This is a genomic window from Paenibacillus sp. FSL R10-2736 (genome assembly GCF_038000245.1).
Classification (GTDB): domain Bacteria; phylum Bacillota; class Bacilli; order Paenibacillales; family Paenibacillaceae; genus Paenibacillus_AQ; species Paenibacillus_AQ phytohabitans.
Map to the genome: position 1 here is coordinate 945,220 of NZ_JBBOBN010000002.1, position 23,391 is coordinate 968,610.

The 23,391-nt window shown below is 53.7% G+C and carries 14 protein-coding genes and 1 riboswitch; of the genes, 8 read left to right on the forward strand and 6 right to left on the reverse strand.

Annotated features, from left to right (window positions below; translation table 11 throughout):
- Positions 1–70 precede the first annotated feature (70 nt).
- Together NSQ73_RS32235 and NSQ73_RS32240 are read right to left on the reverse strand one after the other, a co-directional pair.
- Positions 71–2,383, reverse strand: coding sequence for a TPM domain-containing protein (locus NSQ73_RS32235; protein WP_340990262.1), 2,313 nt, complete (start codon positions 2,381–2,383; stop codon positions 71–73).
- Between the two features lie 229 nt (positions 2,384–2,612).
- Complete coding sequence (locus tag NSQ73_RS32240) at positions 2,613–2,756, reverse strand: hypothetical protein (protein WP_171720322.1); 144 nt, start codon at positions 2,754–2,756, stop codon at positions 2,613–2,615.
- 293 nt (positions 2,757–3,049) lie between these two features.
- Here NSQ73_RS32240 and NSQ73_RS32245 point away from each other — a divergent pair, with 293 nt between their 5' ends.
- Positions 3,050–6,190: an EAL domain-containing protein gene (locus tag NSQ73_RS32245; RefSeq protein ID WP_340990264.1), complete on the forward strand. Its 3,141-nt coding sequence runs from the start codon at positions 3,050–3,052 to the stop codon at positions 6,188–6,190.
- Positions 6,191–6,283: 93 nt separating this feature from the next.
- Here the strand turns inward: NSQ73_RS32245 and NSQ73_RS32250 are convergent, their stop codons facing one another.
- Positions 6,284–7,378 (reverse strand): GGDEF domain-containing protein, encoded by a 1,095-nt coding sequence (locus tag NSQ73_RS32250; RefSeq protein ID WP_171720320.1) that lies wholly within the window; start codon positions 7,376–7,378, stop codon positions 6,284–6,286.
- Positions 7,379–7,593: 215 nt separating this feature from the next.
- Positions 7,594–7,693, forward strand: a riboswitch (purine riboswitch).
- A gap of 124 nt (positions 7,694–7,817) precedes the next feature.
- Between NSQ73_RS32250 and NSQ73_RS32255 the strand changes: the two genes are divergently transcribed.
- Positions 7,818–9,281, forward strand: coding sequence for an NAD(P)/FAD-dependent oxidoreductase (locus tag NSQ73_RS32255; RefSeq protein WP_340990267.1), 1,464 nt, complete (start codon positions 7,818–7,820; stop codon positions 9,279–9,281).
- A gap of 808 nt (positions 9,282–10,089) precedes the next feature.
- Positions 10,090–11,607: a methyl-accepting chemotaxis protein gene (locus NSQ73_RS32260; protein ID WP_340990717.1), complete on the forward strand. Its 1,518-nt coding sequence runs from the start codon at positions 10,090–10,092 to the stop codon at positions 11,605–11,607.
- A gap of 140 nt (positions 11,608–11,747) precedes the next feature.
- On the opposite strand, the gene NSQ73_RS32265 is transcribed toward NSQ73_RS32260, so the two are convergent.
- Complete coding sequence (locus tag NSQ73_RS32265) at positions 11,748–12,326, reverse strand: nucleotidyltransferase family protein (protein WP_340990268.1); 579 nt, start codon at positions 12,324–12,326, stop codon at positions 11,748–11,750.
- A gap of 206 nt (positions 12,327–12,532) precedes the next feature.
- Between NSQ73_RS32265 and NSQ73_RS32270 the strand changes: the two genes are divergently transcribed.
- The 5 genes from NSQ73_RS32270 (at position 12,533) to NSQ73_RS32290 (ending at position 18,239) form a co-directional block, all read left to right on the forward strand.
- Complete coding sequence (locus NSQ73_RS32270; protein WP_445669724.1) at positions 12,533–14,137, forward strand: LytS/YhcK type 5TM receptor domain-containing protein; 1,605 nt, start codon at positions 12,533–12,535, stop codon at positions 14,135–14,137.
- Entirely contained in the window at positions 14,134–14,865 is a 732-nt protein-coding gene (locus NSQ73_RS32275) for a LytR/AlgR family response regulator transcription factor (protein ID WP_340990271.1), read from the forward strand. Before NSQ73_RS32270 ends, NSQ73_RS32275 begins: the two co-directional genes overlap by 4 nt.
- A gap of 135 nt (positions 14,866–15,000) precedes the next feature.
- Positions 15,001–16,269, forward strand: coding sequence for an L-lactate MFS transporter (locus NSQ73_RS32280; RefSeq protein WP_340990273.1), 1,269 nt, complete (start codon positions 15,001–15,003; stop codon positions 16,267–16,269).
- Between the two features lie 444 nt (positions 16,270–16,713).
- A complete protein-coding gene (locus tag NSQ73_RS32285; RefSeq protein WP_340990274.1) occupies positions 16,714–17,295 on the forward strand; it encodes an RNA polymerase sigma factor in 582 nt (193 codons plus the stop codon).
- On the forward strand, positions 17,256–18,239 hold the full coding sequence (locus NSQ73_RS32290) for a hypothetical protein (RefSeq protein WP_340990275.1): 984 nt from the start codon (positions 17,256–17,258) through the stop codon (positions 18,237–18,239). The genes NSQ73_RS32285 and NSQ73_RS32290 overlap by 40 nt, the downstream gene beginning before the upstream one ends.
- A 451-nt stretch (positions 18,240–18,690) precedes the next feature.
- Here the strand turns inward: NSQ73_RS32290 and odhB are convergent, their stop codons facing one another.
- Together odhB and NSQ73_RS32300 are read right to left on the reverse strand one after the other, a co-directional pair.
- On the reverse strand, positions 18,691–19,983 hold the full coding sequence (gene odhB, locus NSQ73_RS32295) for a 2-oxoglutarate dehydrogenase complex dihydrolipoyllysine-residue succinyltransferase (protein ID WP_340990277.1): 1,293 nt from the start codon (positions 19,981–19,983) through the stop codon (positions 18,691–18,693).
- A 58-nt stretch (positions 19,984–20,041) separates the two neighbouring features.
- The gene (locus tag NSQ73_RS32300; RefSeq protein WP_340990279.1) at positions 20,042–22,909 is read right to left on the reverse strand and encodes a 2-oxoglutarate dehydrogenase E1 component; all 2,868 of its coding nucleotides are present in this window, start codon (positions 22,907–22,909) and stop codon (positions 20,042–20,044) included.
- Positions 22,910–23,391: the final 482 nt, after the last annotated feature.

Sequence of the window (23,391 nt, forward strand, 5' to 3'; positions counted from 1 at the left end):
ACGGCTTCAGCCATACATCCTGGCTGAAGCCGTCTTAAATATGTCTATGCCGCTCCCGGCAATCCGCCGTCTACCACTTGGAGCCGCCGGAAGAATTCCTGCCGGACTTGCCTCCGCCCCAGGAAGAGCCGCCCGACGACCGGCCTCCGCCGCCCCAGGAGGAGCCGCCGGAGGAACGTCCGCCGCCGAATCCGCCCGAGGAGGGCGGCCCTGAGGACATCCGCTTGCGGGCCTGTTCTCTCCGCTGCTGTTCCCGCATCATTGCCAGGCGGGCCGCCCGCTCTGCCTCTTCCTTCTGGCGGACAAGCCGGTTCGCTTCCTCCACGAAGCTGGAAATCTGCGATGCATAAGAACGTCCTGTACTCTCCAGTTCATCCAGATTGTATGGACGGGCGGACAGTCGCTGCTCCAGCTCGGCATACTCCGGCAGCAGGGACAGCTGGAAGCGGCTCTGTGCAGCAATACCTCTGCTATGTAGCAGACTCTGTGCCGCATCGACCCTGCTCTGTCCTTCCGTGAACAGCCTTCTCAGGCTGTCCAGACGTTCGTACAGAGAGCTCAGACTGCTGTCGATACTGCTGAATTTGCCTTCAGTCTCGTCCTGCAGCGTTAGCAGCCGGTCAAGTCCGCTGCGCGCATTCTCATATTCACCGCGTGCATCGCTGGTCCAGGTCTCTATCTGCGGCACTTCGCCTGCGCCTTGCCGCAGTGCGGCGCCTGTCTCCTCAAGCGTCTTCTCCAGACTGTCCAGATGCTGGCGGGCGAACTGGTTCCCCGCCTCGGTGAGCTTGCCCTGCAGCTCATTGCGCCGCTGGGTCAAGCTGCCCCACTTGCTGCGCACCGTCTCCAGATCTGCGCGGTTGCTCTGCCGGATCATGGCCTGGCGCTCCGTCATGGCGACGGCTTCAGCCAGCAGCGCGTCCAGCGCGGCACCGATCCGCCGCACCTCATCCATGTCGCCGCTGCGCAGCGGCGCCTCCAGGGACCCGGCGGCAGCCGAAGCCTGCTCCAGACTGTCATAGGGCTTAACCTTCATATTGTGCAGGGAGTTCTGCTCAATCAGCCCGGCAATGCGGCTGCGGGCAGCGGCCAGAACCCCGGGGAACGCCTTCAGTTTATCGTCAAAAGCATCTACATCCTGCAGGTCCCGCTCAATCTGCTCCTGGCGCTCCTGCGCCTCTTCGGTAATATCCTGTGCGGCAATCGGGTCAAACAGCTCCAGCTGGTCAGCCTTGGCGGTTTCTGCGGCCAGCTCCTGCAGGTCCTCGGCGATTTCCTGCAGCGGATAGCCGGTCGCTTGGGCCGCCTGCTGCAATTGTCCGTCAAGCTCTGGCGCATCCTGCTTCAATTCGGTGATCCGCTGCTTGACGTTCCGGTCGGCTTCGCTGATGACAGCGATATTCTTCTCTTCCTCTTCAAGCGAAGTGCGGAAATTACCTTCCGTCTGCTGAAGCTGTTCTGTTGCAGCTTTGAGGGCGGACAGGCGGTAGAAGGGCGGCAGGGCACCTTGCCCGGTGGTCTGCAGCGCTGATATGTCGACCAGCTGCGAGGTCAGGCGCTTTGATATACCCTCGACCAGTTCTCCGGTCTTGCCCTGCACGATTCCCTGGAAGGGCTGAAGGGATTCGAGGGCGCGATTCGCACGTACCAGCAGGTCAGACAATTGTTCCTGCTGCCTGGCAAGCCCGCTGCGGCGGCGCATTCCTGTAATCAGTACGTACAGCAGGAACACCAGTAAGGCGGCTCCGGCAACAATAGCGGCGAGCGATAAGAAGGAGAGTCCGCCGGTGCCGGTTTCGGCCGCCCCCGATCCACTGCTTCCGGCTGTTCCGCCGCTGCCGCCTGATCCGCTACCCGCAGTACCACCTCCAGCAGTTCCTCCGGCAGCGCTGCCCGGTCCGCTGCCGACGGCTTGCAGCTCCTTAATGACAGAGCTGATTCCTCCCGCGAAATCACCGTCTCTGGCATAAGGATTGAAGTAAGTCTCCAGCAGCTTAGTGATTGCCGCGCTGCCTGAAGCTCCGCCGAGGTTCTGCGACCAGGCATTGAGCGAGTTCTGCAGCTCCGGATTATCGAAGTTAATCTCCGTCTGCTGGTCTCCGTAAGCGATCAGAAGCAGGATATCCCGGGTCTTCAAGTTCCAGGTATCGTATACCTCATCTGCATAACTGGCTGGGTCCGCGCCGTCAAGAGAGTCTATTGTCAGGATATGGAGAGTATAGCGGTCCGTTGCGGCCATCCGGGTGATAGCTTCTGCTTCCTGGGCAGTAAGTAAGCCGGCTTCATCAGTAACAACTCCCTGCTGTACAGGAATATCCGCAGCATAGACGCCGGGGATCTGGAGCAAGGATAATAGTAAGACCAAGGCGAGGATTTTTCTCAAGTCTGCACACTCCGATCTATGGGCTGTTGTTCGTTATATTATGCTAATCATTATATCATTAAACATTCCGGAGACCTCAGATGCAGCCGTCCCGGAATTATCCCCCCGTGTACCACAAAAAAAGCCGCATTCCCGTTAAGGAAATGCGGCCATATCCATTCTTCTATAACTAACAGCAATGGCGTCCTTGCCATAGACAGGGAGGCTTAGCTGTTGTGCGCGGAATAATCTACCGGGTTTGCAGACAGAGGATATACTGCAATCTGGACTTGATCTCTTTTTGCCATTTCATATCTCCGACTTTTACAGCAAGATTGAGCAGATCCAGGTAATCGTCAACCTGTAATGCGGTCCGGGTGGTGGCTGCGTTCATGGGTGTTCAGTCTCCTTTTAACTCAGATATAGTCAAGTAATGAATACTAGATATTCAATAATGATAATCATTATCAACCGTTATTGCTATTATCCACATTTTGCTCCCAAAAAGCAATACAAATATAAAGTTTCTTATTTTAAAATATAAGAATTTATAAATAAACGATTCTGCAGAATTTGCACATTTTATCAGAACTGAAGCATAACTAGCAGGAACCTTACCATTTTTTGTCGAATACAGCTTCATATAAATGCGTTTAGCCGATTTTTATGGGACAAAGGAGAATTGCGATGAAGCGGTGTAAACTCTTGCTTCTAATTGGCATCGTGCTCATGATTACACCCGCCGCTGCCGCTCACGCCGAAAGACAGGATATTAAGTACCAGGCAGAACTGGAATATCCCCCTTACAAGTACATACAGAACGGATATCTGACAGGCTTTGATATTGATCTGACGAGTATGATTTTTGAGAAAAAGGATTATCTTATTCTATACAGCACCGGGGAATGGGAGAGTACATACAGCCTGCTGACCGAGGGCAAGATCGACACGACCGGACTCATGGCCGTAACCGAGGAGAGAAAGCAGGATACCTTGTTCTCCAGACCTGTGCTGAGGAGCTATATTTCCGTCTATTCCCGCCAGGAGCTTAGTGAAGAAGTGAAGCTGGGCACGTTGAAAAATTACAAAATCGGTGTAGGCAAGGGACAGTATTCGGAAACTGTTCTGCAGAATAAGGTGGGAATCTCATCCTCACAATACATAGAATATGCAACCGTACCTGAAGCAGTGGAGGCTCTGCGCAAGGGCGAGATTGATCTGCTGTTCGAGAATCAGGGGGTTGTGGATTATCTGATTGTTGAACAGGGGCTGACCGGAACGATTGTCCGCAAAATGAACAATCTTTATCCTCAGGATGTCGCTTATGGCATCAGCAAGACCAAGCCGGAGCTGGTGTCTTATGTGAATGCCAGACTTGAGCGGCTGGAACGCTCCGGGGCATTCGAAGAGCTGTATCAGCAATATTTCTTCGCTCACTCGGATTATCATCAGTCGATGATCCGTAACAGAATCATCTCAGGAGTGGCCATAGGGGCTATCCTGCTGGTATTCGGCGCTGTGCTGCTCCGGATCTATATCCGGCGTCTGCGCCGGACAATTCACTCTGAACAGGAATTCTTCGAGGATGTGATCGAGAATACCGGGATGATCATATGGGCGGTTCATGGAGACAAGCGGTGCGTGCGCTTCAATCAATATGCCGAGACAATGACCGGGCTTTCAGAGAAGGATGTGCTCGGCGTGAGTATCGATGACCTGCCTGGTCTTGAGGGCGGAGCGGCAGTGTTGCGGGATCTCCTTACCAAAGCGGTTTATCTTGATTATGTGACTAATGTGGAGCTGAAGCTCCCGGAGCATTCTCCGGCTGCGCATTATTTCTCCATCCGCACTACCCTGATTAAGGGGATGGATGATCAGGCGGAGGATATATTTGTCCTGGTCGGGCTTGATATCGATGAACGCAAACAGAACGAACTTAAGCTGCAGCTGAGTTACGAGGAATTGGAATCTACCTATGAGGAGCTTGCGGCAACTGAAGTTGAGCTGCAGGACCAGTTCAACCGGCTGGGCGTCAGTGAACGGCGTTTCCGTCTGGCCTCCGAAGGCTCAGGTGCCTATATGTGGGAGCTCGACTGGGATAGCGGATTCTACAAGCTCTCGGACCGCTGGTATGAGGTTATGGGCTACACCGAGGAAGAGATTAACTCCTTCGAAGGCGGCGTGCTCAGCATCATTCATCCGGATGATCAGGAATCCGCACGCAAAGCCAGACAGGAGCATCTTACGGGGCTGACTCCGATCTACGAAACCGAGTACCGGATGAAGACCAAGGATGATGTCTACGTCTGGTTTGAGGTTAGGGGGAAGGCAATTGTGGACCCGAGAGACCAAATCGTACTGTTCCTTGGCTCGCTGATTGATATCAGTAAGCGGAAGCAGGCGGAGTTCAATCTGAACAACAGCTATCAGGAGCTTGAAGCGACCTATGAGCAGCTTACGGCTACGCAGCAGGAGCTTGTAGGGCAATATGAGATGCTGCTGGAGAATCAGAAGAACATGCACCGCCTGGCTTATGTGGATTCGCTCAGCAATCTGCCGAACCGGATCTGTCTGCTGGAGACGATGGAGAATTATTTCCGCCGGCCGGGGGGGAGAGCAGCGCTGCTGTTCGTAGACACAGACAACTTCAAGTATATTAATGATACGCTAGGACATAAATCCGGCGACATTCTGATCCGCAAGGCCAGCGAGCGCCTGCAGTCGGTAGTCCGGGAAGGGGACATGCTCTCCCGGCTCGGCGGCGACGAATTTGTAGTGTTTCTCAAAGACATAGAGAGCCGCGTGGATGTGCTGAATCTGGCCGAGGACATTATGCGCTCCTTCCGCAAATCCTTCCTCATCGGCGAGAGCAACCTGTACGTCTCCTGCAGCATCGGGATCTCCTTCTACCCGGAGGACGGGGAGACGACGGAGGAGATTCTGAAGAATGCTGATGTAGCGATGTACCGGGCCAAAGAAGAAGGAAAAAGCACTTATGTGGTTTATGACAAATCAATGCATACGGCATTTAATGAACGGATGAACATTGAGAAGCATCTGCGGAGTGCCATGAACAATAATGAATTTGAGCTGCATTATCAGCCGCAGGTGCAGATCGATACGGGACTGATCTCGGGATTCGAGGCTTTGATCCGCTGGAACAGTCCGGTACTCGGTTTTGTCTCTCCGCTCTCCTTCATCAAGATTGCCGAGGATTCCAGGCTGATAATTTATATCGGGGAATGGGTGCTGCGGGAAGCCTGCAAATTCATGAACAGCATCCACCAGCTTACCGGAATCTCTTATAAAATATCAGTGAATATCTCCATTATTCAGCTGCTGCAGGATGATTTCGTGGAGATTGTGCTGGATAGTCTGGAAGAGAGCGGTCTTGAGCCGAGCAGTCTGGAGCTGGAGATTACGGAATCCATATTTATGGAATCGTTCGAGAGCACCGTCAGCAAGCTGGAATTCCTGAAGTCACGCGGCATCCGGATTGCGCTGGATGATTTCGGGACGGGGTACTCCTCCTTAAGCTATCTTCAGCAGCTGCCAATCTCCACACTCAAAATGGACAAAATTTTCATTGATTCCCTTGCGGATAAAGCCTTTAGTGAGTCCTTCGTCCAGACGATCATTATTCTGGGGCATAAGATGGGCCTGGATGTTGTAGCCGAGGGCGTGGAGGATGCCAGCCAGCTGGCCTTCCTCAAGGAATCGAATTGCGACAAGGTTCAGGGCTACCTGATCAGCCGGCCGGTGCCGCAGCGCAAAGTAATTGAACTGCTCGTGCCGCAGAAGCGTTATGAAGTAGATCATCTGAATTAGAGCTTATAGATTACATAGTAAAAGCGGGTCCCGGGCATGGATAATATGCCTGTGGACCCGCTTTTTTTGAACTATAAAAATGTTTATTCGCAGCTAGAAGATAACGATTTTGTTCTTACCTGTTTTTTTGGCTTCATACAGGGCATCGTCTGCCTGCTGAAAAGTGGAGCTCTTCGAATCGGTTCCATCATAATCATGCATGCCGATGCTGACCGTAACCGATTTATTCTCCATTTCATTAATGGGCAGGCCGGCAATTCCGGTTAGGATCTTGTCCATAATCCGCACAGAATCCTCCAGCGGCTTGGCGGTCAGAATGATAACGAACTCTTCACCCCCGTACCGGGCGGCGAAGTCATCCGATCCGATATGCTGCAGCATGACTGCAGCTACCTGCTTCAGTACAATATCGCCAACCCAGTGGCCATACTGGTCATTTACTTTTTTGAAATTGTCGATATCGAGAACCGCCAGCTGCAGGGGAAAAGGATTGTTCTGCTGATGCTCAATCAGCCAGCCCAGATATTCATGAAAGGTCTTATGATTGTACAAGTCGGTCAAGGGGTCAATCTTGGACAGCCTGTCCATAATAATATTCTGAATGCGCAGATCCTGCTCCGACTTCACCGAATTCTCCAGTGACTGCATTAGATCCCGTCCCCGTGCAATGACGCCGAACCCGGCCAGAGAAGTTCCTGCGAAGATAAGGGTGATAATAATGTTCTGGATGCGCAGGGTATAGTCATAGGTGGCTGTGTTGAGGAACAGCATAATGATATAGATCAGGCAAATAATTGAGGAAGCCTTCAGATAATTGTCCTTCAGATAGATCATGGATACCAGCAGCGGAAGCAGCATAATCAGCGGCTTCACATGAAACTCCGTGCTCAGATTCATGATCATCAGAATGCCGTACAGATGGCTTGCGACAATAATTGAGAACTCGGACATCAGCGGTTTCCATTTATGTACAACCTCGAGAATCAGAAGCAAGACGAGCAGTATGGAGTCGGGGATCAATATGTGGTTAATGAAATATTGCCCGCCTGAGAGCTCAGGCCGGTGGCCCCACATGGATAAGGCAACAAATAGCTGGCTTGCCAGATAAACAAACAGGACCATCCAAAAGGTGTTGAGGAGGACACGGTTCCAGTACATTTGGCGAGGAGTTGGCGGTGGGATGTGCATAAGATGTTCCTCTTTTCCAGTGGCAATATACTTATATATTCGACAATTACCCCGATTTTCCTCCCTAATCCGATACTGTGATCATTGTTCGTGTTTTGGTGATTAACACTAGGTATTTATAGCTATTTATGCTGATATAATAATTCAAACACGAATTATTAATGCGATATATCCTTGACACATTCGCATAATTTCTGTAGAATTCCAATTGGCTCACAATAATGAGCTAAGCTGTTCGTATATCCTCAATGATAAGGTTTGGGGGTTTCTACAGGGGACCGTAAATTCCTGGCTACGAATAGGGTGCATTTTGCATACCTATGAAGAGGTCGGGATTTTTGTGCTGTTTGCGTAAGTGAATTTATATTTATCGCAGAAACAGAGCAGCCCTTATCCACTGCAGGGGCAGCCGTTTCATCCTGGGAGGAACAGAGAACCTATGAGTAAATATGATGTGATTGTTGTTGGAGCCGGTCCTGCCGGAATATTCGCCTGCTATGAATTGACACTTAAAGCGCCGGAGCTGAAGATCCTGCTGGTGGACAAGGGCCATGATATCTACCGGCGGAATTGCCCGATTCTGGAGGAAAAAATCAAGCTCTGCCCTCCGGCTTCGGGCCGTAAGGAATTCGCCGGATGTCTGCCGGCCTGTTCGATTACTGCCGGCTTTGGCGGTGCAGGTGCGTATAGTGACGGCAAATTCAACATCACGACCGAGTTCGGCGGCTGGATGACCGATTATCTGCCTCCTTCCAGGGTGATGGAGCTGATTGAATATGTTGACGGCATCAACCTGGAGCACGGCGCAACGCCGGTTATTACCGACCCGACTACCGAGAGCATCCGCGGGATTGAGCAGCGGGGGTATGCGGCAGGGCTTAAGCTGCTGCGTGCGCAGGTCCGCCACCTGGGAACAGAACAGAATCTGGAAATCCTGAAATCCATATACGAATATTTGAAGACGCGCATTGATATGCTGTACAAGACTGAGGTAGAGGATATTGTTACCGTCAAGGAGAACGGTGCACATCGTATTACGGGCATTACCTTGAAGAACGGTGAGAGCCATGAGGCGGATCAGGTAATGATTGCTCCAGGACGTGACGGATCTGCCTGGCTGACTGCGGTGCTGAAGAAACGCCGGCTCAAAATGTATAATAACCAGGTGGATGTAGGGGTGCGTGTGGAAACCTCTGATGTGGTGATGCGTGAGATTAACGAACATCTCTATGAGGGGAAATTCGTCTTCAATACATCTGTGGGGACACGGGTCCGCACCTTCTGCAGCAACCCTTCAGGACATGTTGTCGTGGAGAATCACAGCGGCGTGATGGCAGCGAACGGACACTCCTACAAGGACCCGGCGCTTGGCTCCAAGAATACCAATTTTGCCCTCCTGGTCTCCCATACCTTCACCGAGCCGTTCGATAAACCGAATGAATATGCCCGGGAAATCTGTAAGCGTGCCAATGATCTGTCCAGCGGGGGCGTGATCGTGCAGAAGTACGGCGATATCCTGCGCGGCCGCCGCTCCACGGAGACACGGATCAAGGAAGGGTTCCTCGAGCCCACGCTGAAGGAAGCGGTGCCTGGCGATCTGGGTCTGGTCCTGCCGTACATCACGATGAAGAGCCTGATTGAAATGGTCGAGGCGCTGGAGAAGGTTACACCGGGTATTGCCTCCGAGCATACGCTGTTCTATGGAGTTGAGGCGAAGTTCTATTCTGCCCGGCCTAAGCTGACAGAGCAATTCGAGACCGAGATCTCCGGGCTCTACTGCGGCGGCGACGGTGCAGGCATTACCCGCGGCCTTGCACAGGCCGGAGCGGCCGGAGTATGGATCGCCCGGGGAATGATGGCTAAGATTAAACAAGAGGGCACCATGCAACCGGCAGTTTTGTAGAACCGCCCAGGTGGATGCCGGGAAGGACAGCCTTACACGCAGAAGCTGCGGTGTACACGGCTGTCCTTTTTTGGGGAGGTTATATGTTGGAGTCTGAATCTCCCCGGGCGCCCAACCCAACCCAACCCAACCCAACCCAACCCAACCCAACCCAACCCAACCCAACCCAACCCAACCCAACCCAACCCAACCCAACCCAACCCAACCCAACCCAACCAATACTCCTCGTTTCAACTGTTTTACCGGTTTGTCGAGTCTGAAGGATATGCGGGAGCGGGAAAAGTTGGAGCTAGTTAGCTTGAAGCTAGCGGAGCAGAAATAGATGGATTTCCTCCACTTGCTGATGCGCGAAAAGGTGCTGCCAAACCAATAGTTGGAAAAAGAACACTTAAATTACCCCAATTCGGCCAAAGTAGCGAAAACTAACATAAATAGGTGCTGTTAATCCACTTGCTTCCGTTCATTCGTAAGAAACGGGCAAATTAAGATACGTTTATCCACTTGTTGTGGCAGGCGCGGTGCGGAGTGGGGTGGAACGGATACCTGAGCGGCATGCCTCGCAGCGTCTTCGCCGCATGTTCCACGCCCTGGAGTCCACGCCGCATGTTCCACGCCACGTGTTCGACGCCCTGCGTCCTCGCCGCATGTTCCACGCCACGTGTTCCACGCCCTGACGTCCTCGCCATATCCCTTTTGTTCTTTATACACGCCGTAAGTGTAGGATAGGTATAGAAATGGTTTCCTTAATTTTACTCTGCTGATATAATGTTAGAATACATAACATGATAGAGTGGAGTGAACGTTGAAGATGGGTATTCGCCGGGGGAAGGCTGTTCTAGTCGTTGTTTTACTGCTGCTTATAGGTGTGTACAGCTTATGGGTTGATATGTACTGGATGCATAAGGTTATCTATCTGCTGCTAATGGCGGCGCTCGGCGGACTTGCGCTGGACAGCTATCACGGCGGAGTCCTCAAGGACCGGCAGCTGGCGGAATCCCGGGGCAAGGTGGAGCTGCTGGGCAATGAGATTGTTGTCACCTCGGACCGGCTGCATGGGGCACTCGAGGAAATTAGCCGCCACACGGAAGGGCTGCAGCAGACGGCAGACTATTCACATGCATACGAAGTGGATTTGCAGACGCGCAGTAATGAGGCTAAGGCCAATATTGAGGGTGCATTTGCTACCATGGGCGGAGTAGCGGCGGTGACGCAGCATATAGAGGAGCTGACCGGGAAGCTGGGGGCGACCATGCAGACGACCCGCTCAGGAATGGTTGAAATGGTGGATTCACTGAAGAATACAGATGAGGTCATGGAGGAGCTGCAGGAGCAGAGCGGAGATATGCTGAACAAATTCACGACGCTAAGCGGCCATATTGCCATGGTGGAGGAGATTAACTCGCTGATTGTCGGTATTGTCAACGAAACCTCGCTGCTGGCGCTCAACGCTTCTATTGAAGCTGCGCGGGCGGGTGAGCAGGGTCGGGGCTTCGCGGTAGTAGCAAGCCGGATCAGGCAGTTAGCTGACCAGAGCCGGAGTTCGGTAGACCGCTCCACGGAGGTGCTGCTCGATATCAATAACGGAGTGCGGCAGGTGCTGGAGTCGGTTACGAAAGAGCAGTCTGCAGTTGAGCACGGTGTGAATGAAGTAGCAACCGTGAAGCGGCGTCTCGGCGATATCTCGGACAGAATAGAAGAGGTGGGGACGGCGGTAGCTGAATCGGTCGCTGCGGCTGCGCGGCAGAGCAGGCTGATTGATGAGGTGACAGCCGAACTCAGCGGTGCAGTGGGTATTGTCAACGAGACCATCGCAGGTGTGGACCTGACGCTGGAGCAGGTCACCCGGCAGCGGTCCCAGATCGGCCAGCTGAATAATATCAGCGCCAGCCTGCTCATAGAGTCGCAATCCCTGCAGCAATCAGTGAATGCAATTGCGGGGCGCGGGGTGATTGAGATGAGCGGGTACGAGGGACGGCTGCAGGAAATGCAGGTATTGCTGGAGGAGCTCTCAGCTAAGCAGGAGCTGTATTCACCGGATGCGGACAGCCATAGCAGCGTCCTTGCTTCCTGTATCCGTAAGGTTCCGGATGTGCAGGCGATCTGGTCCAACCGGACGGATGGCACGTTCATTTACTCCGAGCCTGCGGCAGGACTCCTGAATGCCAAACGCCGTGACTGGTGGAACGGGGCCATGAATGAAGGCCAGTACGTCTCGCAGCCGTATGTTTCGGCGATTACCAAACGTTCCTGCATTACGCTCTCCAGAGCGATTAAGGATGGCCGCGGAGAGATTGTAGGTGTGGTGGGGATAGATCTGGCGGTGTAAACTAGAGTGTTTCGGCGGGATAGCTGAGGAAGAATAACTGTACGAAGCAGATAACATTGTCTTGTAAAAAAGAGCAGCAGGCTGCCCCGGTCAGGGAGCACCTGCTGCTCTTTGCGGGTTGTACCGGGTCTCGGCCCGGACTAGGTAACGTCAGCGGAGAGGCTGCGCAGCCCGCTCCAGATGCTCTGCCAGTTCTTGCCTGCAATCCGCTTCTCATAAATAGGCAGCAGATGCGGATGGGTGGCGAAGTAAGGCGAGGGCCGCAATACCAGCTGAATGACATCCGAAATTCCATGAGGTGCGGCCAGAATTACTTCCCCATTCCCGTCCAGGGAGAGTCCAAGCGCCGTTGCCGTCTCGGGGAATTTGGACATGCCGTCAGTGGACGAGTGATAGGGCGGCAGGTTATTGACGGTATGCATCCTGGCCTGATTCTTGACTGACCAGGGAATTCCGGGATAACGGCTCTTCAGCTGGGCTTCCCAGGATTTCTCCACTCCCTCCCGCAGGTCGCCGGGGTCATAATAGATCACATCAATATCCGCGAGGGGTGTTCTCTCCGTAAAACCATGCTGCACGTCCCAGATCTTCGACCGCACAAATCCGGCGCAGACCCACCAGTCCGGTAATTGCAAAGTTCCGGCAGCCTTCAGAATATCCATCATCCAGTCATCTTCCCTCACCCGCCGGAGAATGTCTGCTTCACTGGTTATTATCATTGTATAATCTCTTCTTTCTCTGCTGAAATGAAGACAATAATCCATTATAGCCCGGATGGAGCGGAAAGTGTATGCTTCGCAGAAGGCCTTTTTTTCTGAAAAATAAGGCTTTATAATGAACCGATAGATTGTCCGATGGGGGCGTGAATGTGCAACATAACCTGAGTATTCTGCTGCAATTGTTTGAGCGGGCAGCGCTGCTGCTGATGTGTCTGTTCGTACTGACCCGGCTGCCGCGCTTTAAAGAGATTTTTGCCAAAGGGGGATATGCGCCGCAGGAGCTGGCGATTGTAACGGTGATCTTCAGCCTGTTCGCCATCTTCGGAACCTACAGCGGGATTAATGTGGAAGGGTCGCTGGTCAATGTGCGGATTATCGCCATTATGGCTGGCGGGATTCTTTTCGGCCCCTGGGTCGGGCTGATTACCGGGATCATCTCGGGGGTGCACCGTTTCCTGATTGATATCGGCGGGGTCACCTCGCTTCCGTGTCTAATTACAAGCATCACAGCAGGGCTTGTATCGGGGATCATCTACCGGCGCACCTCACCTGAACGACGCTGGATCGCCGGTATCGCGGCCGGGATGGCCTGTGAGGCGCTGACGATGGCGCTGATTCTGATTATGGCGGACCCTTATTCGCTGGGTGTGGATATTGTGTCGAAGATTGCTTTTCCGATGATTATCGGTCAGATCAGTGTCGGGCTGATTGTTACGCTCGTGCAGAGTGTCGAAGGGGAGAAGGAACGGATTGCGGCTAAGCAGTCCAAGCTTGCGCTGGATATTGCCAATAAGACGCTTCCGTATTTCCGCAATATTAATCCAGAGTCGCTGCGTACCATCTGCGGGATTATCCAGGAGGATATCGGAGCGGATGCGGTGGCGATTACCGATACACGGTTCATTCTGGCCTATGTCGGTGTCGGTGAAGAGTATTATGCCGAGGCCAATGAGATTATCAGTGAAGAGACCAAGCAGACGCTGAAGAGCGGGGAGATTACCATCCGCGATGACGATACCGAGTACATGAACCGGGGTATCCGCTCGCTGATCATTATTCCGCTGAAGGAGAAGGGTGAAGTGACGGGGGCGCTCAAGATTTACTACACCAATGCGCATAAAATCACCTATTCCCTGCAGGCAATGGCAGTCGGGCTGTCACAGATCATCTCTACACTAATGGAGGTTTCGCGGGTGGAGGGGATCAAGGAGATGGCCAACAAGGCTGAGCTGAAGGCACTGCAGACGAGCATCAACCCCCATTTTCTGTTCAATGCGCTGAATGCCATTATCTCCTCGATCCGGATCGATCCGGACAAGGCGCGCGAGCTGATCGTCAACCTGTCGGGGTATATGAGATATAATCTGGAGCTGACCGATGAGTCCATTGATATCCGCCGGGAGCTGCAGCAGGTCCAGCATTATGTGGAGATTGAGAAGGCCCGCTTCGGCAGCCGCCTGACCGTTCTGTACGATATTGATGAGGTGGCGGTGCGTATTCCAAGCCTGATTATTCAGCCGCTGGTGGAGAACGCGATTGTCCACGGGATTTTGAAGGAGAAGGGCAATGGCACTGTAGAAATTTCAGTCAAAGACCACGGGGACAGCGTAAGGGTGAGAATTGCCGACACCGGAGCGGGAATTAGTGAAGAGACGATTGCCAAGGTCTACAGCGGCAGCATGGAAGGGAACAAAATCGGACTGTACAACGTGCACCAGCGGGTGAAGCTGATCTATGGCACGGGTCTGACGATCCGCCGGCTTGCCAAGGGTACGGAAATTTACTTTGATGTGATAAAGGAGCAGCGATGAGAGCGATAATTGTCGAGGATGAAGTGCTGGCGAGGCAGGAGCTTGCTTTTCTGATACAGGCACACAGCAGTTTCAAGATTGCCGCCGAGTTCGAAGACGGGCTGGATGCGCTGAAGTATCTGCAGACGGATACGGTGGATGTGATTTTTCTGGATATCAATATTCCTTCGGTTGACGGCGTGCTGCTGGCCCATAATATTAGCCGTTTCGCGGTCAAGCCCTATATTGTGTTCATCACAGCCTATAAGGAGCATGCCGCCGAGGCGTTCGAGATCGAAGCGTTCGACTATATCCTGAAGCCTTACAGTGAGACGCGGATCAAAGCGATGCTGCAGAAGCTGGAGGGGGCCATTGCGGCCAGGAGCCGCCAGGGGGAAGAAGAGCCGGTCAAGCTCAGCAGCGGTAAGGTCAATCTGTGGAAAAATGAAAAGATCATCGTCGTCGATACGGACGAGATCTACTATGCTTCGGCGCAGGAGAAAACAACGAGCGTCATTACCAAAGATGAGGAGTACAGCATGGCCTTAAGCATCAGCGAATTCCATAGCCGCCTGCCGCAGGAGCAGTTCTTCCGCTGCCACCGGTCGTATCTCGTCAATTTGTCCAAGATCAAGGAGATCATCCCCTGGTTCAACAACACCTATCTGCTCCGGCTGCGTGATTTGGACTTCGAGGTGCCGGTCAGCCGCGGCAAGGTGAAGGAATTCAGGCAGATCATGCGCCTCTAGCGGCAGTTCATTCCCCGTTTGCGTCATCTCATTCCGGATTTCTCTTAAGTCAGCATCTTTTCGCTACAATGAAGAGGCAAAGCAAGCCTTGAAGCGACTTTGGAAGCGATATTAGAGAGAAAGAGGGAATCACCCATGACTACGACTACGCCAGGCAGCAAGCGGTGGCTCATCGTGCTAGGTACAGTGATTATGCAAATGGGACTCGGTACAATCTACACCTGGAGCTTGTTCAATGCCCATCTTGTCAGCAAATTCGGCTGGGAGCTCAGCTCTGTTTCGATAACTTTTTCCATCACCAGCTTTGCCCTGGCCTTCGCGACACTATTCGCGGGGAAACTGCAGGACCGGTTCGGCCTCCGCAGACTGACCGCTGCTGCCGGGATTATGCTGGGGCTTGGTCTGATTCTAAGTTCGCAGGCCAGCTCCCTCCCGATGTTCTACCTGCTGGCTGGCGTAGTTGTGGGGTACGCAGACGGTACAGCGTATATTACTTCACTATCCAACTTAATTAAGTGGTTCCCGAAGAACAAGGGACTGATCTCCGGTGTATCCGTAGGTGCTTACGGCACGGGCAGTCTGATCTTCAAATATATCAACGGCAGCATGATTGAGTCGGCGGGCGTGTCGAATGCTTTTCTGTACTGGGGCTTCATAGTGATGATTATGATCGTAATCGGCTCAATGCTGGTCCGGGAAGCGCCGGTGGCGGCCCCGGCATCGGTGGGTGCGGCTGCCGGGAATCGCATGAAGACAGCCGCTGGAGCTGTTATCGCGCCGAAAGACTACACTGTTAAAGAAATGCTCCGCACGAAGGAAGCATACCTGCTGTTCGTGATCTTCTTCACCGCCTGCATGAGCGGCCTCTATCTGATCGGCATCGTGAAGGATATCGGTGTGCAACTGGCCGGACTGGATGTTGCGGCAGCGGCGAATGCTGTAGCGATGATCGCGATCTTCAATACGGCCGGACGCCTGATTCTGGGTGCATTATCCGACCGCATGAGCCGCTTGAAGCTGATTAGTGTAACGCTGGCTGTTACGGCTGTAGCGATGTTTACTCTCAGCTACGCGACCCTCAGCTACGGCATATTCTTCACCTGTGTGGCGGCGATTGCCTTCTGCTTCGGAGGTAATATTACGGTGTTCCCGGCGATTGTCAGTGACTTCTTCGGCTTGAAAAACCACAGCAAGAACTATGGCATTGTCTATCAGGGCTTCGGCATCGGTGCGTTGTCCGGCTCGTTCATCGCCGCGTTCCTGGGCGGGTTCAAGCCTACGTTCATCGTGATTGGTCTGCTGTGTATCCTGGCCTGCATCCTGGCGGTTTCCCTGAAGCCTCCGGTAGCAGGGCAGGCAAAAGTAAAGGGAATGAGCCTGAAGCCTTCACGGCATACGGCTTAACCATATATAGGTTGATGTTGGCTTGAAAGAGACAGAGACAAAGAGTGTCGTAGAGAAAGAGTACTGTATAAAGAGTGTCGTAAAGTAAGAGAATGACGGGCAACGAGTGTAGTAAAGAAAGAGTGTTGGAGACCAAAAGACTGGTTTCGGAGAAGAGATGTCCATACTTCCGCGTGAGCGGAGGGGGATGTCTCTTTTTTGTTCTATGGTGAGGGATAAGAGTCCGGAGGGGGCCGGATGAGAGGTGGAACGTGCATAAATCAGCCTTCAATAAATCTGCTAAAGTTATATTATATTGGATTGAAAGACTACATAGGATGAAGCCTGCAAAACCGTTTCTACTCGAATAAAGTTGTGCCGTTAGGCACTTTTTGCAGAAGTCAGGTGTTATAAAGTTATACAAGCAAGGAGGTGAGGGCAACGTCACAGGAGAATATGCCGGATATGCGGCAGGTAGAGGCGGTCATTATCAGGGTTCAACAAGGGGAGCAGGAATCCTTTGCGTTCATTGTGGATGCTTTTCAGCAGCCGGTTTACCGGTATTGCTGCCGGATGCTGGGGAACAGGCAGGATGCCGAGGATGCGGTGCAGGATGTGCTGGTCAAAGCCTATCAATCCATCAGAGGGTACAAGCCTACGGTTAGCTTCTCGGCTTGGCTGTACCGGATTGCCGGCAATCATTGTCTGAACCTGCTGCGCCGGCGGCGGATGCAGGGGCACTTCCTGCGGGTGTTCCGTCCCGATACGGCGGCAGCGGCCGGTCCGGAGCAGACGCTGGAAGAGCGGCTATACAGTCCGGCGCTGGAGGCTGCACTTGGACGGCTATCGCTGGAGGAACGGAATTTGCTTGTTCTGCGGGTATTTGAAGAGCAGACCTTTCTGGAGATCAGCGCCATTCTGAATATCAGTCCCAATGCGCTGCACAAAAGGATGGAGCGGATCAAACGAAAAGTGCGGGAAACGATGCAAGCGGAGGAGGGGATATCATGGAACGGGCAGGAATCGGCAATGAGTACCAAGATATAAGAGACGCTGCAGTCCGTGAAGAGCAGCTATCCGTAATTGAGGTTACTGACAGAGTTATGGCCCGTGTGCGGGGGACTGAACAGAAGCGGAGTCCGCGCGGGATCAGATTCGCCGGTAAAACGGCTGCGTTCACAGGGATGCTGGTTATGCTGCTGCTGATCACAGTAACAGCCTACGCTGCCTCGGAGTATATTCAGATCCGGAATAAGGCAGGCGAGGTGAAGGTACAGCATCAGGCAGAGAACCCCAATCCGGGACCGCCGGCTGCGTATAACAAATATGCATGGAAGCTGATGGATTTTGCCAAACCGGGGGAACTGATCGCCTATTTCGTCAGAGGAGAGAAGCTTCCTGAAGGGGCGGAATCGGCACTGCAGTTTGCAGGCAAGGAGCTGCGTCTGACCGATTACCCGGCTTTCCTTGGAGAGATGAATAAATTGAAGACGCCTGTATTGCCCAAGGAAGCCGGAGGTTATGAATTTAAGTATGGCACGATACACCCCGGCTCACCCTTAGTCGCGGAACGCGATGAAAATCCGCTTTACCGTCAGACTCTTGACGAACTGATGGCTGAGGCGAAGCAGAATACCGGCCGCAATCTGTTCATGAAGGCGATCCCGTGGACCGAAGCGGCTTCTATTGGCGGCAAGTATACCAGAGAAGGGGCGGTCATCGAAATAGGGGCTACCCTGCTGCATGGAGGCAATGTGCAGGTCATGCTAAGACCGGAGGTGGCCGCAGAGAAGCTGGAGGTAGAGGGCCGTGAGATCGTATACAATCACGCCGACAAGCCAGAGGTACGGCCGGATATAAGCTACCATTACCTGAACTGGTACAACGAGCAGCAGGATGCGTATTATATTGTCACCACCTACGGTGACCGGAAGCTGACCAAGGAGCAGCTGCTGGATTTGGCGGGCAAATTGATCCGGGGCGGGCTGTAGGGGGCGGTTCTGGTGAGTGATTTTGTTAAGTTCAGTCTATACGGGCATAAATGTTGTACGTACTGCAACATTGGTTCATAAATACCGGCTGTTCAGGAGGATTGTTGTATGAAATACAACAATAGCTTCGTTAATCGGCCTGGAACGAGGGAATTGCTGCCTTTTGTACAACAATTATAGATTTAGGCCGTGTTATTGAGGGAAATGTTGTATTCTGTGCAGGATTTTAATAAGCACTCCATGTGCAAAGGATGAATCGGGCAACTCTTGCTTAAACAGCAGCCGGAAGTCCAAATATTCATCGTTGAGCAGCCAGCAGCTTAAGTGAATAGATTGAATTCAATTTAGGTATTAAAAGGCATCCAAAAAGGCATCCGTAGAGCGAATACGCTCTACGGATGCCTTTGGTGTTCACACGTATGAGGAATGAAGCATGCCCCGGGAGGAGGGCTTAGCCCTCCAACAGCAGCGCTTCAGGGTCTTCCAGTAATTCCTTGACCTTAACAAGGAAGCCTACCGCCTCTGAACCGTCCACAATCCGGTGATCGTACGATAAGGCGACATACATCATCGGACGGTTGGCTGTCCGCTCTTCATCCAAGGCGATCGGACGAAGCTGGATCTTATGCATGCCGAGAATGCCGACCTGCGGCGTGTTGAGGATCGGCGTAGACAGCAGAGATCCGAATACACCACCGTTGGTGATCGTGAAGGTACCGCCCTGCAGCTCCGGCAGACTGAGCGTGTTGGCGCGCGCTTTGGAGGCGAGCTCGCCGATCTTGCGCTCGATTTCCGGGAAGCTGAGCCGGTCGGCATCGCGGACGACCGGCACGACCAAGCCTTCTTTGGCAGCTACGGCAATGCCGATGTCATAGTATTTCTTCAGCAGGAGATCCTCACCATCGATCTCGGCATTCAGCAGCGGATAAGCCTTGAGTGCGCCGATCACGGCTTTGGTGAAGAAGGACATGAAGCCGAGTCCGACCTCATGCTTCTCTTTGAAGGCATCCTTGCGGCGTTTGCGGATGTCGAGAATAGCGGTCATGTCCACCTCGTTGAAGGTGGTCAGCATGGCAGCCGTCTGCTGCGCTTCGACCAGGCGGCTGGCAATCGTCAGCCGTCTGCGCGACATGCGCTTGCGCTCGGTCGCTTTGCCGTCCTCGGCATGCGGCGCCTTGCCCGCCGGCGCGGGCGGCTTCACCGGCTCCGGCCGCGCCGCCGCCGCCGGAGCTGCAGGCGCAGCGGCCTCCGGCACGGCTGCGCCATGGCCGTTCACATCGGCCTGGCCGATCCGGCCGATGGGGTCGCGGGCACTGACCTCGCCGAGGTCGATGCCCCGCTCCCGGGCCAGCTTGCGCGCCCCCGGCGAAGCCAGGGCCGCAGAGCCCGCCGCCGCACCTTCGGAGGCGGCCGGAGCACTTGCCGCTTCCGGCTTACCGCCGTCAGAGGCACTGCTGCCCGTCGCTGCACTCGCCGCTTCCGGCTTGCCGCCTCCTACTGCCGCACCGTCGGCGCTGCCGATAATGCCGATAGCTTCGCCAACGGCAACGTTCTCGCCCGCCTGGCGCAGGATGGAGGAGATGACACCATCCTCCTCCGCACTGATCTCCAGGTTGACCTTGTCGGTCTCAAGCTCCGCGAGCACATCGCCCTGGCCGACAGTGTCGCCCTCTTTAACCAGCCATTTGTAGATCGTTCCTTCGGAAATGGATTCGCCCAAATCGGGTACTTTAATTTCGGACACAGGCCGTTACCTCCCCAAATATAGTAGTTTACGTTATCGAGAGACCGCCTTGCTGCTGTCAGGAAGACGGTACAGGTGCTTGTACTTGAGCGTTTAGTTTCAGGGCTTCTCTAACGATGCGCCGCTGCTCGAAGCTGTGCACATCCGCATAACCGCTGGCCGGGCTGGAGCGCTCCGGACGGCCGATATACTGGACGGTAACATTCTGCGGGGCAATGGCGCGCAGCCGGGGTTCGGCGTAGCTCCAGCCGCCCATATTCTTCGGTTCCTCCTGCACCCAGATGATTTCCTGCAGGGAACGGAACGAACTGAGATGAGCGCCAAGCTCACGTTCCGGGAACGGATACAGCTGCTCCAGGCGGAGAATATGCAGCCAGGAGAAGTCCTGTCCGCGGGCGGCTTCCAGCTCAGTCTGCAGGTCGATGGCGACCTTGCCGCTGCATACCACCAGGCGCTTGACCTCTTCGGGCTTGCTGCCGAGCAGCGGTTCCGGAAGCACGGGCTGGAAGCTGCCGGATGCGAGATCAGCACCGGCCGAGGTACTGCGCGGATTGCGGATCAGGCTCTTCGGTGCCATGATTACCAGCGGCCGGGCGTCGGGCTGTCCGCAGAGTGCAGCCTGACGGCGCAGCAGATGGAAATACTGGGCCGCGCAGGTCAGATTCGCTACGGTCCAGTTCTCCTCGGCGGAGAGCTGCAGATAACGTTCCAGCCTGCCGCTGGAGTGTTCCGGTCCCTGACCTTCATATCCATGCGGCAGCAGAATCGCAAGATTGCTGCGTTGTGTCCACTTGGCGCGTCCGGCGGAGATGAACTGGTCGATAATGACCTGGGCGGCATTGGCGAAATCGCCGTATTGCGCTTCCCAGAGCACGAAGGTCTCCGGTGCGAACACATTATAGCCGTATTCATAGCCGAGTACAGAGGCTTCGGACAGCGGGCTGTTGTAGACGCCGAAGGAGGCGCGGGAATCCTTAAGCTGGTGAAGAGGGGAGAAGAGCTCCCCGCTCTCACTGTCATGCAGGACAAGGTGGCGGTGAGCGAAGGTGCCGCGCTGTGAATCCTGTCCGCTGAGGCGGATCGGCGTGCCGTCCTTCAGAATGGTAGCGAAGGCCAGGGTTTCGGCCAGCGCCCAGTCTACCCGTTCACCGTCATTGAGCGCATCCTTGCGCCGCTGCAGAATCCGCTCCAGCTTCGGATAGACTGTGAAGTCGGCCGGTACGCTCAGCAGCTCACGGTTAATCTCCTGGAGGCTAGCCAGCGGAACCGCTGTAGGGTGGTGCACCGGTGTTCCCGTATCCAGGACGACCGAAGTCTTGGACTCGGCGTTCTTCTGTTTCCCTTCCTTCATCTGCTCGAAGGCCTGCTGCAGCACACTCTCGGCCTCGGCAATCATGTTCTTCACCTCATCGGCTGTAACGACCTTCTCGCGCTGCAGGCGTTCCGCATAAACGCGGTAGACGGTAGGGTGGTTGCGGACCTTGCCATAAACCACCGGCTGGGTGGTTTCCGGATCATCCATCTCATTATGGCCGTGCCGGCGGTACCCGATCAGATCAATCAGGAAATCCTTCTTGAACAAATGGCGGTAAGCGCTGGCCATACGGACGGCAGCAATACAGGCTTCGGGGTCGTCGGCATTGACATGCACTACCGGGATCTCATAGCCCTTCGCCAGATCACTGGCGTAATGCGTGGAGCGGGAATCTTCACTTTCGGTGGTGAAGCCGATCCGGTTATTGACGATAATATGCACAGTGCCGCCATTCTGATAACCTTGCAATTTGCCGATATTAAGTGTTTCCGCAACAATGCCTTCACCAGGGAAGGCGGCATCGCCATGCATAAGCACGGCCATGGCTTTGTCCGTATTCAGCTTAGGCAGGCCTGGGGTGCCCCGTTCCTCCTGGGCTGCACGCGTGAAGCCTTCAACGACCGGATTCACGAACTCGAGATGGCTCGGGTTGTTCGCAAGCGTGATGCGGGTACGCACAGTTTCGCCTTCGCGGACGGCGCGGTCGGCGCCTAGATGGTATTTCACATCCCCGCTCCAGCCATAGGTGACACCCATGGAGCCTTCGGACGGGAAGAGCTCCTTGTTCGGCGAATGATGGAATTCCGAGAAAATAATATCATAAGGTTTGCCCAGAATGTGGGCGAGCACATTAAGTCTTCCGCGGTGGGCCATACCCATCAGGATATGCTCTGCGCCGTCATGTGCGGCAGCGCGGACAATTTCATCCAGCATAGGCACGAGGGCATCATTGCCCTCCAGGCTGAAGCGCTTCTGGCCGACGAAGGTCTTATGCAGGAAGGTCTCGAACTGCTCTACCTGAATCAGGCGTTTCAGCAGCTCTTTGCGTTCCGCATGGTTCAGTGGAGCAGGCGACGTTGTGGATTCCGCCTGGCTGTTGAGCCAGCGCAGCTCACGCTCGTCATGCACATGCCCGAATTCATAGGCAATGGTCTGTGTGTAGGCCTGGCGCATTCTGTGAACGGCATCCATAGCGGTATGCACGCCCTCAGGGGCATTCTCCCAGATCAATGAAGCCGGCAGGGCATTCAGATCTTCGCGCGTCAGCTCATAGGTCTCGATCTCCAGCCATTTCGCCATCGGGTTGGTGCTCCGCTCCAGCGGATCGATATCGGCAGCCATATGGCCGTATATTCGGATGTTAGCCATTAGCTTGGAAGCTTTAACGGCTTTCCTGAGCCACTCTGTATCTCCTGAGATGGCGGGGGGAGGCGTCTTGACGGCATCCGGAGCCAGGGGAGGCGGGCCGGATACTGTGAAGAGGTCGCGGTAATGATGCTCTACGGAAGTGGGGTCCTTGACAAACTGCTCGTATTTCTCCTGAATGTAGCCCAGATTGGGACCGTAATACTTGCTCCAGACAGATTCGTTATAGGGCTCTTTGACGGCCATGAGTAGGTCCTCCTAACGGATAAACTCCACATGCGGTATATTAGGAACACCGCTTAGCGGAGCTGCGATGTTTGCGGTTTCATTCTCATCTTATTGTGCTACTTTCCGGCAGGGTAATCAATTCATACTTTCGTGCAATCCGTTCGCAAAACGGTATGATTCAGCAGGGGATTCATACGGAACAATCATAAATTTCCCGGGTGAAGCCGGAAAAATAAAATATCGTTAAAATTAATAAAAAATTAAGGGATTTAGGTGGTTGTAAATCATAGAAATGGGTAATTGTTTCTATATTGTGTTACGGGATTAATATCTATTTAGTATATTTAAACTAATTTGGACGGATTGAAGATGAATTGGGATTATTTATACAAGCTATTGGCAATTTTAGCTAAGGGTCTTCACGATTTAACATAAAAAAATTCCAGAAAACGACACACTTTTCATGTAAGATCTTGTATAATGTTATTGCGGAGAACGGT